Source organism: Aliidiomarina indica (assembly GCF_015354615.1).
GTDB lineage: Bacteria > Pseudomonadota > Gammaproteobacteria > Enterobacterales > Alteromonadaceae > Aliidiomarina > Aliidiomarina indica.
Genome location: NZ_JACAVQ010000001.1, coordinates 576,388 through 590,445 on the forward strand (window position 1 = coordinate 576,388; position 14,058 = coordinate 590,445).

A 14,058-nucleotide genomic window follows, 5' to 3' on the forward strand; every position below is an offset into this window, starting at 1 on the left:
TTGTCGGAACCGGTTATGAACCTCACCGATATTCCTGAACTTAATGCGGACCCCTTTTCCCCCTTCCCCGCGCCCCACGCAGCAGGCGACCGCCATGGCGGGCTCATTGCGCAGGGTGGTTGTTTGTCAGCACAGCGCATACTCAACGCTTACAAACAGGGTGTTTTCCCATGGTTCTCGGAAGGCGATCCCTTGCTTTGGTGGAACCCGGTCGTGCGTGCGGTACTTTTGCCTGAGCAAATGCGCTGTAATCGTAGCTTTCGTAAGTTTCTCAAGAAATGTGATTATCAGGTCACGTTAAATAACAATTTTGCAGAGGTAATACATCTGTGTGCATCGGTACCGCGAGGCCCTGACAACGGCACGTGGATTACCCCACAGATGTGTCAGGCTTATATTCAGCTACACCAGCAAGGACATGCCCATTCCGTTGAGGTATGGCAAAACGGCCAGCTGATCGGTGGCTTATACGGTATTCTTGTCGGCAGCGTGTTTGCAGGAGAGAGCATGTTTTCCTTGCAACCGAATGCATCGAAATTGGCTTTAGTGGCACTTATCCAAGCATTGTGGCCTCACGGCTTGCGTTTGATCGATTGCCAAATCATGAATGACCATCTCGAAAGCTTGGGCGCACAACACGTCCATCGCGAAGATTACGTTAGCTATTTACGTGAGGATTTTGTGCAAATTCCTGCTAAAATTTTACAACCGCAGAAATTGAATTTCTCAGATGTTGGCATTCCTTGTTAAAAAGCGGTAAAATCGCCGCGCTTTAGAATTAGCCAGACCAAAAAAGACAGAGGATTTAATGGCGAAAGAAGATAGCATTGAAATGCAGGGCACGATCCTTGATACCCTGCCAAACACCATGTTTCGCGTTGAACTAGAAAACGGGCACGTGGTTACTGCGCATATTTCTGGAAAAATGCGTAAAAATTACATTCGAATTCTGACTGGCGATAAAGTCACCGTTCAGCTAACCCCTTACGATTTAAGCAAGGGACGTATCGTATTTCGCTCGCGGTAATCGAGCCCACGGTTCACGCCAATTAAAGTCACAAAGACAAATAAAAGCCCAGCTTTCAAGAGCTGGGCTTTTTGCGTGTTAGTTATTGAACCTTGGCTCGTTTAGATAGCCAAGACCATCGGCTGTGTTAGCTAATGGCCTCGCTGGCATTGTCGTAAACAAAGGTGAGTTCATCACCCGCCTCGTTTAATTCGGTCAATACATTGCCACCTTGGCTTAATTTCCCGAACAAAATTTCATTGGCGAGCGGTTTCTTTAGATGTTCTTGAATGATGCGTGTCATAGGTCGCGCGCCCATGGCCCGGTCATAGCCCTTCTCAGCGAGCCAGGCAAGTGCTGCTTTTGACACTTCTAAAGACACACCCTTCTTATCCAATTGCGCTTGTAGCTCGCAGATAAACTTATCCACAACCTGCATGATAATGTCGGTATTCAGATGATTAAACCAAATAATACCGTCAAGGCGGTTGCGGAATTCTGGGGTAAATATTTTATTGATCTCCGACAGCGCATCAAATTTGTGATCCTGCTCTTGGAAACCAATCGACTGACGCTCCGTTTCCCGCACACCCGCATTGGTGGTCATCACCAATACCACGTTACGAAAATCGGCCTTACGTCCGTTATTATCGGTTAAGGTGCCGTTATCCATAACCTGCAATAATATATTGAAGATATCACTGTGGGCTTTTTCAATTTCATCGAGCAGTACAACACTGTAAGGGTGTTTAATCACCGCTTCTGTAAGCAAACCACCTTGCTCATAGCCTACATATCCGGGAGGCGCACCGATCAAACGGCTTACCGCATGACGTTCCATATATTCGGACATATCAAAACGGAGCAATTCCACACCCATTGCTTTGGCTAATTGCTGGGTGACCTCGGTTTTCCCAACACCCGTAGGACCTGCGAATAAAAACGAACCCACCGGTTGATGTTCACCGCCTAAACCCGAGCGTGATAACCGAATGGCTGACACTAGGCTATCAATCGCAGAGTCCTGACCAAACACCACCATTTTTAGGTTGCGGTCCAATTGCTTCAACATACTTTGGTCATTGCGTGAAACCGATTGCGCGGGTACGCGTGCGATTCGCGCGATAATTGCTTCGATATCGGCCACGCCGACGGTCTTCTTTCGCTTTGATGGTGGCAACAGGCGTTGACTTGCCCCCGCCTCATCTAAAACATCAATCGCTTTATCGGGTAAATGGCGTTCGTTAATGTACTTTGCCGCTAACTCCGCTGCCGCACGAATCGCCGGCTGGGTGTAACGAATGCCGTGATGCGCTTCATACCTTTCGCGCAGTCCCATTAAAATACGGGTGGTATCTTCAACGGTAGGTTCGGTTACATCAATCTTCTGAAAACGGCGCACTAAGGCCCGATCTTTCTCAAAGATGTTTTTAAATTCTTGATAGGTGGTAGAACCGATGCACTTAAGATCACCGCTTGATAACAGCGGTTTTAACAGGTTTGAGGCGTCCATAACGCCGCCTGAAGCCGCCCCAGCACCGACAATGGTGTGGATCTCATCAATAAATAAAATCGCATGGGGATGCTTGCTTACTTCCTTCAGCAAGGCCTTAAAGCGTTTTTCGAAATCGCCTCGATATTTGGTACCCGCGAGCAATCCGCCCATATCTAAACTAAAGATAACCGCGTCGGATATAACTTCCGGCACTTCATCTTTAATAATGCGATAGGCCAAACCCTCAGCAATGGCTGTTTTCCCCACCCCCGCTTCACCCACGAGTAACGGATTATTTTTGCGGCGGCGACAAAGCACCTGAACGCAGCGTTCAAGCTCCGCATCACGGCCAATTAAGGGATCAATTTTGCCCTGTTTTGCTCGCGCATTAAGGTTGACACAAAAACGTGCCAAGTAACTGGCTTCTTGATCGTCACCATCACTTTCTGGATTCTCTGCAGGTTGCGCTTTCTCTTCCTCAACCCGAGAGATGCCGTGAGAGATGAAATTAACCACATCGAGCCGAGTTACTTCATGTTTGTTCAGTAAATATACCGCTTGCGATTCTTGCTCACTGAAAATCGCCACTAACACATTAGCGCCGGTTACTTCAGAGTTGCCCGACGATTGCACGTGGAACACCGCGCGCTGAAGAACCCGTTGAAAGCCGAGTGTTGGCTGGGTGTCATTATGCTCATCGGTATCAAATTTTGGCGTGCTGCGCTCAATATATTTTACCAGTTCATCTTTGAGCGAAGAAAAATTCACCCCACAAGCGCGCAGCGCTTCTGACGCTTCCGGATTATCGAGTAAGGCAACTAATAGATGTTCCACTGTCATGAGTTCATGCTGACGCTCGCGTGCCAGACGAAACGCATCATTCAATGAAATCTCGAGTGCTTTGTTCAGCATACAACTCTCCTTACTTCACAAATCATGCTTGCTCCATAGTGCAGAGCAGCGGATGCTGGTGTTCGCGGGCATATTGATTAACCTGAACCACCTTCGTTTCTGCTATTTCTGCAGAATATACGCCACATACGGCTTTTCCCTGCTCGTGGACTTGCAACATAACATTTGTTGCCTTTTCCTGATCAAGACGAAAGAAACGAATTAACACCTCGATCACAAAATCCATGGGGGTGTAATCATCATTATTGAGCATCACCGAATACATACGCGGTGGTTGCAGATGAATATCCGTCTCATCGGCAAGGTGGTGCTCAGGAATGGAATCACTGTACTTCGACATAAATCTTATCTGTACCTTATTAACTATAGCCAGAATTCTAGCAAGTGGAAGCGCAATTTCACGCTTTTACCGATAACAACGTTAAAAAAATGTAATCAAATTAACTTTCCGCGCTTGACTATTTTTTAGTCTTATCTACATTAAGAAGTGGTTCCGCTATGGCCGAATTTCAAGGCTGACCGAAACCGTCTGCGCCCCAACAATAATAACAGGCGCTTAAAAGACTAAAATAACATCTCACATGCAAGAAGGAAGTAGAAGTATGGCTACCGGTAAAGTCAAATGGTTCAATAACTCGAAAGGTTTTGGATTTATTGAGTCGACTGATCGGAGTGGTGACATTTTCGCGCACTATTCAACGATTCAAATGGAAGGCTACCGCACCTTAAAAGCAGGCCAGGAAGTCGACTTTGAGCTAGAAGAAGGCCCGAAAGGGTTGCACGCAACTCAAATTGTTCCGCACGTATCAGAGACTAAGTCGTAACCACGGCTTACCGCTCTGCTTTGTCTTCCTTCTCGGTAGACAAATCACAAAATGCCAGCACATGCTGGCATTTTTTATATCAATTGTTCAGCCTATCAATCGTTGTAGCCAAGATAACGACGTAACTGATCCCGCAGGTTTGGCGGTGTCCCCTTAATGGTGAGAGTGTCTGTATCGGCGTCGTAGCTAACCCGCTGACCAAACATGTTCTGATCAAACGCTACGCTCAAGCCCCCGCCTTGGCCTTGAAATTTAATTAACTGCCGCAGACTTGCCCGATCTGCTGGAAACTGTTCGGGTAACTCCACGCCTTTACTTTCGGTGAAACGCTTAATCGATGGTGAGCCTTTTTCACTCAGGCGCGTATCCAACTCATCCATACTGACATGCTCACCCTGCTGCCAACGCTCGCCGCAGTAATCATATACCTCACGCCGGACTGAATGGGCAGAATCATCTTCCAATTCCGATTCTTTAACGAAGGCTTGCACCGTATCCACCAAGTGGCGCGTGCTTGCTTTCGAATTTACCCGCTCTTTACAGCCAAGAAAATCAAGGAAGAACTCGCTCACTTTGCGTCCGGCACGACCTTTTATAAAGGACACATAATAGCTATCGCCCATCTTGGCTTGATATTCGGTAAGGTTAATCCGCGCCGCTAGCTGAATTTTCGTGATATCGAGCTGGGCCGATTTATGCACACTTAAATCTGGCTGTACCATCACCCCTTCGCGAACGGGCAAAAAGCTCACCACCAAAAAGCGGTCGCCGCTATGCTCATAATCAGCAAGCAACAAGAAACCTGAATCAGTAAATGCGTATTTTGTTAGTTCTTCTTGAAGCAGGTTTGCCACTTCTTTTGAAAAATCTACAAACGATGTATTTTCATGCAGCCAGTCATCCAAAAGCTTTACGAATAATGGCTCCGGGATCGCTTCCGCCGATTCACCATCGCCCTCGTTTTGCAGCTCATCCATGCCAACAAAACTGGCGTAGCCTTTCGCGGGTTTGGCGTTATATACCTCATTTAACTCCTGCAGCAAGGTTGTCACTTCAGCATCAACATTCAGGGCTGCAGGGGAAAATCTTAAGCCAAACTTCCCGTCGGGATCTTGGTAAACATGGTGAACAATACTCGCTGTAACCGTCAGATTCATGGGCCTCTCGCTATGCAACTATCTGATTTATGATAAACTGCGTTTAGTTTATCACGTTGCAAGAGAGAGCCGAATGCCAATCATTTCAAAATATGACGTCGCCCGCCAAGAACGTCTGATGGATACAATCCTTGAAATCCTCGCTACCGATGAAGCACCGCAGGATTTAGCCCTAATGACCCTTGGTAATGTAGCCACCCATATTCTTAATACGCACGTGGCCCCGGAAAAACGTGAAGCAGTGGCCCGACAATTCGGTCAAATTCTGCTACAGTCAGTGACACAACAAGGTTCCTGATTACTCTAACAATAAGCACAGGCTTGGAATCACGACATCATGGGCAAACACCAACATCGAGACCGCATCGCACGACTTGTCAGCTGGGGGCACTGGTTTACCTTTTGGAATATCATTCTGTGCCTTCTGATTGGTTTACTCTATGTTGAAACTGCGCTGCCAGCCGAAACCTGGCCCGCAGCCGGCTATCTATTCATTAGTTGGCTGGGTCACTTTGCCTTCTTACCTTTCGTTATTTTTATTGTTCTACTCTTTCCGTTTTGTATTCTTATCCCGTTTTCTCGGGTGTTGCGCGGTTACGCCGCGCTAATAGCAACCGTCGGTGTATTCGCGCTACTCTTCGACGTTATATTTTTCCGCAGCTACGGTTTTCATTTAAACACCTACTCCCTTGCCCAGCTTGCCAGCGATGCTGAAAACCTATTTGCTGGGGGAAGTTTCCTGTTACTGGCACTGATCATTTTCGCGTTTCTGTTTATTTTTGGAAGCCAGCTAGTATTGGCTAATTTAAGCTGGAAACGATTAGAGAGCTTACAGAAAGCACGCTATTCAAAACCGGTAATTGCCGTCTTTATCATGAGCTTTTTAGCAAGCCATAGTACCCATATTTGGGCGGACGCGGTGCTTTATACCCCGATTACGCAACAAGATGATTTGTTTCCACTGAGCTACCCTACTACGGCCAAAACCTTGATGGCACGGCATGGCTGGATCACGGTAGAGCGTTATCAGAGCCAGCGTGATCGCCTTACTGGCGATGAAACCCTCACGGTACGCTATCCGCAAGCCCCCTTGCTATGCGCCCGAGAGTCGCAACCAGGGCAAACCGTGATTATTGCATTCGACCAAATTAGCCCCGAATTGCGCATTCGCATTAACCAACAAATTCCAGAGCTCACAGAATTTACCGGCATGCACCTTGGTCATCGTGACCAAGAATCTGCGCTTTTCAGCCTGCTCTACGGCATTCCAGATTTATACAAAGAAAGTTTATTCGATCAGGCATTGAAGCCTGCCTATTGGCGTGTGCTGGCAGATTACAATACTCCGTTTATTGCCCAGCACAGTGAGCACTACGCCCGGGCAACTTTCCCTGAGTTTCTCCATGACCATGTGCAAGGCAATGGCATGCTCAATCAGGGGGTCGATGGTGTGGTTCTGCGTCTTGTTTCAGAAAAAGACGCGGATCGGGTCATCGAAGAACTTCTCAGCCTGCGCGAGCAGCGTGACATTCGTATTTTAGTCACAGGCCTAGTCAATTCACATGTACAGCCATTAGAACTCAATGTGGCGGCGCCAGACCGGGTACAAGTTCCCATGTGGACCTTTGGCATACCCATTGCACAGCGCTCGCTCACGCACCTTGATGACATAATGCCGACGGTACTGTCGTTCTATATGTCCTGTACGGATGAATTCGCGGCATTTACAACGGGACGCAATCTACTGCATCGGGAACGTGTCTATCCACGGGCGCAAAGCATTCGTCCTTTTATCTATCTATTTGAGGCGCACCAACTCACCATTCTCGATCAGAATGGTGAACTGCAACTGTACAATGAACGTGGCGAACTTGTACCCGGCGGGGTTCCAGCAACGCCAGTGTTTATTCAGGCATTACGGGATCTACAGCGATTTGGAAATCAGGTTGAATAAAGCGACACAGATTTGTTTAAAAAAGAGCCAAACGTTTGCTTTTCACCGCTTTCGCGCTTGCCATTTTTCGTCAACCGAGTAACATACGCGCTGCGGTCGGCGTGTGGCGCAGCTTGGTAGCGCACTGTCATGGGGTGTCAGGGGTCGGAGGTTCAAATCCTCTCACGCCGACCAATATATCAATATAAATCAAGGGTTTAGGCTAACGTCTAAGTCCTTTTTTTATGCCCTTAGAATATTTTATTATAACGTGTAGCCGATATGTAGCCGTTTGTTGGCTACATTATTTCAGCGATAGCGTACAAAAATGCTCCACGACCTAGCCTGACTTCGTGTTAGCTTATGACTTCCACCAAAGGGAGTAAAGCCAATGCAAAGAGAAATAGAAGAATTGGAACGCAAACGCGAAACGTGGGAATGGTCACTTAATAACGCCCGTGATCACATCGTTGCGCTAACTACTCAGATTGAGAATCTAAAGCGGCGTAGTAACGGCGAACATAAGCACGAAACCTCTCGCTGATATAAACCGCGTCCAGGTCGTTAAGGTCAGCAAGGCGCTTCGTCATGTGGCCGCACTTGCAAAGGTCGTTAAAGGCTCGTCGTTGGTCGAACCAAAGCGGCGGCGGTTTTACTGGCTTGCTGTCGCACTTGGTCAGGTAATCCATACCGTCCTTGATAAGTAAATCAAGCGCCGCCCTTACCAGCTTTAACTCTGGCGGTACGGCTCTTGAGTCATCTCGGGTTGGAATGTCCATAAAGGGCGATTACTCGCCCCACTTGGTTTGCTGTGCTTCCGCTGCCTTTCGTTCAAGCTCGGCATATTTAGCCCGTACTTCTGCCGCTGTCAGCGTATCGCCAGCGTCTAAAAAGTCCGAATACGTGCCAACTAGCAACGCTTCGGTTTTCGTTAGCTGATCTCTTAGTGCAAGCAAATCTGGACGGTGTTTTTGCAGCATTAAGCGGCGATAGTTTTCAACCTGTGAACTGCTTAGGCCGATAGCTTTCGGGTGTGCATTAAAGACCGCATAGAGAAACGCACCATCTTTGTTATGGATTGCTTCCATAATTTCCGTGTGCCGATCGTCTTTATCCATCATCGACAAGGTTTGTTTAATCAAACTCGAATCATGGTCTTTTAAGCCCACTGTGCTTGCGGCTTCTGATTCAATGCTTTGCATTCGCAGGTTTACGCTGTTTCGCGCCCGGTCATACTCTTGTTGCAACTGCTTCGAGCGCTTGTCATACGATACCGCCACGCGCTCTAGGTGCGCCGCTTGGGTTTCGCGTGGGTTTTGGTTATCACGCAACTGTAAAAGGCTTTTCGCTGATTCAACCATGTTTTTCTGTGTGCGTAATGCGCCCACTAAATGCGCGTCATTGTCCAATTCGTAGGGCTTCAATTCTTGGCGAATTGTAACGTCCCACTTATCGCTACTTAGCCGGGCTGGTAGTTTTACTTCTGGTAGCTTAAAACTGTTGTCAGCGGTGCGGTTTTGTTCGCGCACTGCCATCTTACCGTTTTTCATTTCTACATCTGTTCTATAAGTCATGGGTGTTACCTCGTTTAGTTAAAATGCAATTCTTACTGAACTTGTGGGTTGTCGTTTCTTGCTCGCTACATAGATCAAGCCAGCTACGGCGTTCGCGTGGTCATCGTGTAAGCCTTTGGGGTGATCTATTACCATTTGGCCGCTGGGTCTTATGCGGCGTTCCAGGTTGGCGAACTCGTTTAATAAAGTTTGGCTAGGGGGTAGCTCTACACGCCCCGTATTGAGAACGGGCAAAGCGAACTGATAAAGCCCGGTGCGGAACTCGTCAGACTTAACAAGCGTGATCCCGTGTTTCTTGAACTCATCGGCTGGCCAGCTTCCGGCGTAACCATCTGAATGGATTAGCCGAACTTTGTATTCTTTGAGCAATTCAGCATAAACGGCGGTTATCTCTGCTGGCTGGCCTTTCATGCCGCGTAGAACGTCCACTACTACCGATCCGTCTGGCTCTCGGTGTCCAATAGCAAGCGTATAGGTGTCTTTACCACCACCTGCAGGGTCAGCAAATCCTACATAGGTTTTTGAACGGTCAAACGGTAATTCTACGGGCTTCGAGCGCATTAGCTCGCTAATCAATTCGCGGTCAATAAATGACGCTATATCACTGCGGAACTCTCCGAGCCATTCAGCGGCTGCGGCTTCCGGGTCTTGCTCTAAATCCCGGTCTATAACGCTTTTATCTAGCGTGGGGTTAAAATCCTTTGTACCGCCTTTAACGAATAGAACATCATCGTTTTTACCGTAGTGCTTTTGAAACTTACGGTACATCAGGCCGCGCTTTGCATAGGGTGAACTAATACCAATAAGCAAGCCGCCAGTAGTCGCTAAACCTGGCACTGCAGCCCGGTACAATTCCTCGTCTGGTAATGCGGTTGATTCACTGCGGAAAAACGCCGCTTCATCGAATAGAACCGCCAGCAAGGTAGCAGAGCGCACCGTTCTATAACTCGCTGCAGTTACTCGGATCGTTACCCGGTTATTTAGCTCTATGCTGTCAGTCGTGTAGCGTGTCACCATGCTAGATAATGCTGGACTGTACTCAAACAGGCCGCGCATATAACCAAAGGCTACGCCTGCCTGTTCCTTAGTGTTCGCAATTACCGCAATTACACCACGCTCACCAATACTTAGCCGTTCTGTTAGGTTCTCCAACTCTACGCCCACGGTTGCAAGGTAAACAGCTATAGCGCTCGCTACATGGCTCTTTGCTGAACGTCTGCCAGCGATTACCCATAGCTCCCGGACGCGCTCCGCTGGTGGCTCTCTATCGCCTGCTAGTGCCTTAAACTTTTCTAGGGTGTCATCGTCCATCGGTAGAGCAAACGCGCCGCTTAGTACCGCTTCCCACGCTTGCCAGCTATCCCCGGTAAAGCTACCGCCGCATAGGTCGGGGTTCTTCATAAACTCTAAGACGTTCATTATTTAGCGGCCTTACTCTGCTGAATGATTGCAGACAATGAAGCGTCACGGGCTACACGGTCTAGGCCTAGTGTTTTATAAAGACCGATAAGGCTGTTTATGCTTTGGGTTAGCTTCCCGGTGTCTACGTCCTCACCACGCGCTAGGGCTTGCTCTTGCTGCTCTATAACCGCTTCCATGTGAATAGCTCGCCGGGTTAGGCTTAACCGCTGATAGCTTAGGGCTGGCTGGCCGCCTAAATCATTCACTAGCTCACCGTGGCGCTGCTGCAGTGCTTTAGCTATGGCTGTGCGCCCGTCTAGCTTTTCAAGCCAATCATGCGAGTATTTAGGGGGTATCTGCTGGGTTTTGCTCATGCTGTGGCCGCCGCTACTGCTATCAAAAGGATCGCGATGGTAGATAGAGAAATGACTGCTCCGAAAAAGGAATAGAACGCCACTTGTTTAATATCTTCTTTGCTCATAACTACCGCCTATTTGCTGTGTATCTAGTGCCTATAATAGCGCTTATTGGCTACATATTGGCTACATGACAACAAACGGCAACAACAAAAAGCTTAAAAACAACAGGTTAAATACCTTTAGAACTGCCACTTATAGACAGGGTGCGCTAGTTAAGGGCTGTTTTAGGGGGTTTTGAGGGGGTAGCCGGGGTTTAGGGCTGGATATTTTCCCCCTTATATTTTAGCCCTGCTTGGTTGTTAAACTTCTGCCCTATCCCACTATTTAGAAAATACAGAATATTTAATATTTTTGAGAAATTAGAGTAATTAGGAAAATTTAAGAAATTAAGACAGGGCGTGGCCTGTAGCGTGGTCAAACAACCCAGCGCGGCTAAAAAACAACCTCCTTTCGCCCCCATGCTTTACCCCTCAATTCTAATTTCTTAAATTTTCTAATTTTCCAGTGTGTGTGGGTCAGGCATAAAAAAGCCCCAATTAAGGGGCTTTCAGTTATTCGCCGTTGCTTAGTTTTTCGTAAAGCCCTAAAGCTGGGTCTGTGTAGTGTAGCGCCCTGTAAAAGTAGCTATGCTTCTCACCTTTGCGGCGTGTCCAGCGGTGGCCTTTGCTCCAGTCTTGCCCTGTGTGGGCGTTAAGGGTTTTAGTCACTCGCTCTTTTGAAACGCCGGATAGCTTATGCGCTTCGTCTATCAGGTCAGTTTTCTTCATCTCACCACCTGCTAAGGCTTCCTGTATGGCTTCAATGATTAAGCTGTTCTTCTCTAACTGATCCATAATACCGCGCTGGCGTTTCGCTTCCTCTGCGTCTGCAGTGCTTACCTTTTGCACTGAATCGAGCAAAGCAATATAGCCCCCTGTTGCCCCGGTGATATTGTTAGCATAGCTATAGGCTACTTCCTGCTCTACATCACCTCGGCTTTTGATATTCTCGAATAGAACGGTTTTGCTAAAGTCGCTGCTCTCGGTAACGTCTATCGTATAGGCGCAATCTACATCGTCCACAATATCGCTCGTTCCCGAAAATACTACTTTGCCTTCCAGGTCGCGGTTCTTGTTAGTGTGCGCCAGCAATATCATAGTGCCGCCTTTACTCACAAATCCGCGCATATACTTGCCAAAGTCACTCGCTACCTTTTTGTCCATGATATTTGTGAACTTCTTTAGGGTGTCGAGTATGATCACTTTACCCCGGCAATCGTCAGCTTTAATCATTGCGGCGATATATAGCGCGAACTCGTTTACACTGAACTCATTAAAGCCCGGTGCTACCATGTTAAAGCCGTATTTCTCGGCAATCTGCAGCTTTGTTACAAGGCCTTTATAGTTATCATCGGCGTTAATATAAAAAACGTCCTCGGCTTCTATCTCGCCGCGCTTGATACCATCACAAAGCAAGTATAAAGCGAGCAAGGTTTTACCGCTGTTGGGTTTTGCATAGAACGCCGTTGCTTGGCCTAGTATCGCCAACCCCTCTAAAACGAATTTATCTTCGAGCATTTGCGCTTGCATCTTTTCGGAATCTCCATTTAAGGCAAACTTCTTAAAGTCGAACTTTGGCGTCTGGTCTGGTTGCTTCAATTCAGCCGGGCTAGGGTTAACTTTCTCAAACATGGCATTCACCGCTTCTATTGCTTCCGGGCTTGCGCTCTGCTTTTCCATATAGTCGCGCTGGTTTTGCGTGGTAATGCTTACGCCGTTTGCGTCCGTGAACATTTCGCCAGCGGCTTTAAGTGCCAGGCTTTCATCGTTGCCATGCTCAAAGAACTTGAACAAATCCCACGGATCAATAATTTGGGCTTTACCGCTTTGCGCCGTTTTGCCTAAACCTGCTTCCTTGTCGCTACCGTGGTGGCTTAATAGCTTGCCGTTATCCTGTATTGTCATTTGAGCATTACCGCTTTCAGACAAGGGCGAAACGGCGCGATCAGCTTTCACCTTGCCGCCGTACTGCTGCAGCAAGTCAACGGTACTATAGGTCGCATTAAACGCGTCTATAGGGCTTTTTACGCCGCTTTGCATACGCTCGTAGGCTTTGCGCTTGCTCTGCTCTAAGCGTTCGCCACGTTCGCGCTCTGCAGCTTCTAGGGCTTCTAGCTCTGCGTGGAACTCATCGCCCCATGTATCAACCGACAATAGGCCGCTGAACGGGTTTTCGTGCCAGTCGTAGAACTCGCCTTTGTTGGGTAGGTAGCAAATCTGATTGGCGGTTTCGGTTTTGCGGTCGGGCATAATGCCAGCCGCTTCTAGCTTGTCATTGAGTATCTTTTGCATGATCTCAAAGTCATTACCGTTTACCGGGTGCGCCAGCGGAACGATAAAGCGGCATTTCTGCTTTTCCTCGGTAGCACTGCGACTGGTGTAGCCCATCAAATCAACGTCTAGCACTTTACAAGCAAGGCTAAACATATCTTGAAACGGCTCACCGCCTGGGTCGTCAATATCAGCCCATAGCGCGTAAAACTCACCGCTTTTGCGCTGCTCTATAACGTCACGGCTTGCAAGGTTAGAGAAAATAGCCCATTGGCCTTGCTCTTTAGCCGTACTTGGTGGGGTTGCGAGCATATCGGTAACTTGTTTAAGCGTTATCCCTACATAGGCTTTAGGATCGCGCTTATTGTTGGCGCTGTGGTATTGCCCAAAGCCCGAACATAGGTTAATATTTGAGCTATCAAGTTTAGTTAAATCGCTCGCCTCGGTTGCCGCCGGGGCTTTTTTTTGTTCGCTCATAAATCCCCCTCGTACAACTCGATCACGCCGCCTAGAACTAACTGTTCCACTTCATGCGCTAACATCTCCACGTTCTGCCATGCTTCGTGCGCTGCTTTAGCGTTGCCGCTGTTGCTATGACAATAGAACGTCTGTTGAGCGCGCATTAACGCGTCTAGGGTGCTTTTCGCTGGTTTGGTGTCACAGTGGACTGAGCCACTATGTAAACGTCTTAGAAATGCTTTAACGGTGCTATTACTCATGCCTGCACCTCCTGGGCGAACTTCTCGCCAGCTTCGTTAAAGATCACGAAAACATCGGGGTCAATATGGTTGTATTCGATCAAACCAGCTTCCATTAAGCGTCCTAAAGCGTGTCGGGCTTCGCTTGGTGTAAAGCCTTGCTTTGAGCAAAGTTTAATGATTGTTTTATGCGTTAATTTCCCCCGGCCTAGACGACAAACAATGAAACTCAATAGCGCTGCGTTTGCGTTCGTGCGGTTCATCGCTTCTTTTAACCACTTGCGGCGGCTTGGTCGTGGGTCGTAGCTATCGGGTACGGTAAAATCCATG

At 47.9% G+C, this 14,058-nt stretch carries 15 protein-coding genes and 1 tRNA gene; 6 read left to right on the plus strand and 10 right to left on the minus strand.

Annotation, left to right across the window (positions count from 1 at the left end; genetic code table 11):
* Positions 1-15: 15 nt before the first annotated feature.
* Both aat and infA read left to right on the plus strand, forming a co-directional pair.
* On the plus strand, positions 16-750 hold the full coding sequence (gene aat, locus HXZ99_RS02605) for a leucyl/phenylalanyl-tRNA--protein transferase (protein WP_194755701.1): 735 nt from the start codon (positions 16-18) through the stop codon (positions 748-750).
* Between the two features lie 58 nt (positions 751-808).
* A complete protein-coding gene (infA, locus tag HXZ99_RS02610) occupies positions 809-1,027 on the plus strand; it encodes a translation initiation factor IF-1 (RefSeq protein ID WP_194755702.1) in 219 nt (72 codons plus the stop codon).
* A 127-nt stretch (positions 1,028-1,154) separates the two neighbouring features.
* Here the strand turns inward: infA and clpA are convergent, their stop codons facing one another.
* Together clpA and clpS are read right to left on the minus strand one after the other, a co-directional pair.
* On the minus strand, positions 1,155-3,413 hold the full coding sequence (gene clpA / locus HXZ99_RS02615; RefSeq protein ID WP_194755703.1) for an ATP-dependent Clp protease ATP-binding subunit ClpA: 2,259 nt from the start codon (positions 3,411-3,413) through the stop codon (positions 1,155-1,157).
* 22 nt (positions 3,414-3,435) lie between these two features.
* Positions 3,436-3,753 carry an ATP-dependent Clp protease adapter ClpS gene (gene clpS, locus HXZ99_RS02620; protein ID WP_194755704.1) on the minus strand — a complete coding sequence of 106 codons (318 nt, stop codon included), beginning with the start codon at positions 3,751-3,753 and terminating at the stop codon, positions 3,436-3,438.
* A 262-nt stretch (positions 3,754-4,015) separates the two neighbouring features.
* Between clpS and cspD the strand changes: the two genes are divergently transcribed.
* The gene (cspD, locus tag HXZ99_RS02625) at positions 4,016-4,237 is read left to right on the plus strand and encodes a cold shock domain-containing protein CspD (protein WP_194755705.1); all 222 of its coding nucleotides are present in this window, start codon (positions 4,016-4,018) and stop codon (positions 4,235-4,237) included.
* Positions 4,238-4,332: 95 nt separating this feature from the next.
* On the opposite strand, the gene yejK is transcribed toward cspD, so the two are convergent.
* On the minus strand, positions 4,333-5,394 hold the full coding sequence (gene yejK, locus HXZ99_RS02630) for a nucleoid-associated protein YejK (protein ID WP_194755706.1): 1,062 nt from the start codon (positions 5,392-5,394) through the stop codon (positions 4,333-4,335).
* Between the two features lie 73 nt (positions 5,395-5,467).
* Between yejK and HXZ99_RS02635 the strand changes: the two genes are divergently transcribed.
* From HXZ99_RS02635 to HXZ99_RS02645, 3 genes are all read left to right on the plus strand, one after another.
* A complete protein-coding gene (locus tag HXZ99_RS02635; RefSeq protein WP_194755707.1) occupies positions 5,468-5,692 on the plus strand; it encodes a YejL family protein in 225 nt (74 codons plus the stop codon).
* Between the two features lie 39 nt (positions 5,693-5,731).
* On the plus strand, positions 5,732-7,348 hold the full coding sequence (locus tag HXZ99_RS02640; RefSeq protein WP_194755708.1) for a DUF3413 domain-containing protein: 1,617 nt from the start codon (positions 5,732-5,734) through the stop codon (positions 7,346-7,348).
* A gap of 97 nt (positions 7,349-7,445) precedes the next feature.
* Positions 7,446-7,522 (plus strand) — tRNA-Pro (locus tag HXZ99_RS02645).
* Positions 7,523-7,806: 284 nt separating this feature from the next.
* Here HXZ99_RS02645 and HXZ99_RS02650 read toward each other — a convergent pair.
* The 7 genes from HXZ99_RS02650 to HXZ99_RS02680 all read right to left on the minus strand — a co-directional run bounded on the left by HXZ99_RS02650 (position 7,807) and on the right by HXZ99_RS02680 (position 14,057).
* Positions 7,807-8,106: a hypothetical protein gene (locus HXZ99_RS02650; RefSeq protein WP_194755709.1), complete on the minus strand. Its 300-nt coding sequence runs from the start codon at positions 8,104-8,106 to the stop codon at positions 7,807-7,809.
* Positions 8,107-8,115: 9 nt separating this feature from the next.
* The gene (locus tag HXZ99_RS02655; RefSeq protein WP_194755710.1) at positions 8,116-8,901 is read right to left on the minus strand and encodes a hypothetical protein; all 786 of its coding nucleotides are present in this window, start codon (positions 8,899-8,901) and stop codon (positions 8,116-8,118) included.
* A gap of 18 nt (positions 8,902-8,919) precedes the next feature.
* Positions 8,920-10,320 (minus strand): hypothetical protein, encoded by a 1,401-nt coding sequence (locus HXZ99_RS02660; RefSeq protein WP_194755711.1) that lies wholly within the window; start codon positions 10,318-10,320, stop codon positions 8,920-8,922.
* Positions 10,320-10,676: a hypothetical protein gene (locus HXZ99_RS02665; RefSeq protein WP_194755712.1), complete on the minus strand. Its 357-nt coding sequence runs from the start codon at positions 10,674-10,676 to the stop codon at positions 10,320-10,322. The genes HXZ99_RS02660 and HXZ99_RS02665 overlap by 1 nt, the downstream gene beginning before the upstream one ends.
* A gap of 596 nt (positions 10,677-11,272) precedes the next feature.
* A complete protein-coding gene (locus HXZ99_RS02670) occupies positions 11,273-13,507 on the minus strand; it encodes an AAA family ATPase (protein WP_194755713.1) in 2,235 nt (744 codons plus the stop codon).
* Entirely contained in the window at positions 13,504-13,749 is a 246-nt protein-coding gene (locus tag HXZ99_RS02675; protein WP_194755714.1) for a hypothetical protein, read from the minus strand. Before HXZ99_RS02675 ends, HXZ99_RS02670 begins: the two co-directional genes overlap by 4 nt.
* On the minus strand, positions 13,746-14,057 hold the full coding sequence (locus tag HXZ99_RS02680; protein WP_194755715.1) for a helix-turn-helix domain-containing protein: 312 nt from the start codon (positions 14,055-14,057) through the stop codon (positions 13,746-13,748). The genes HXZ99_RS02675 and HXZ99_RS02680 overlap by 4 nt, the downstream gene beginning before the upstream one ends.
* Between the last annotated feature and the right edge of the window lies 1 nt (position 14,058).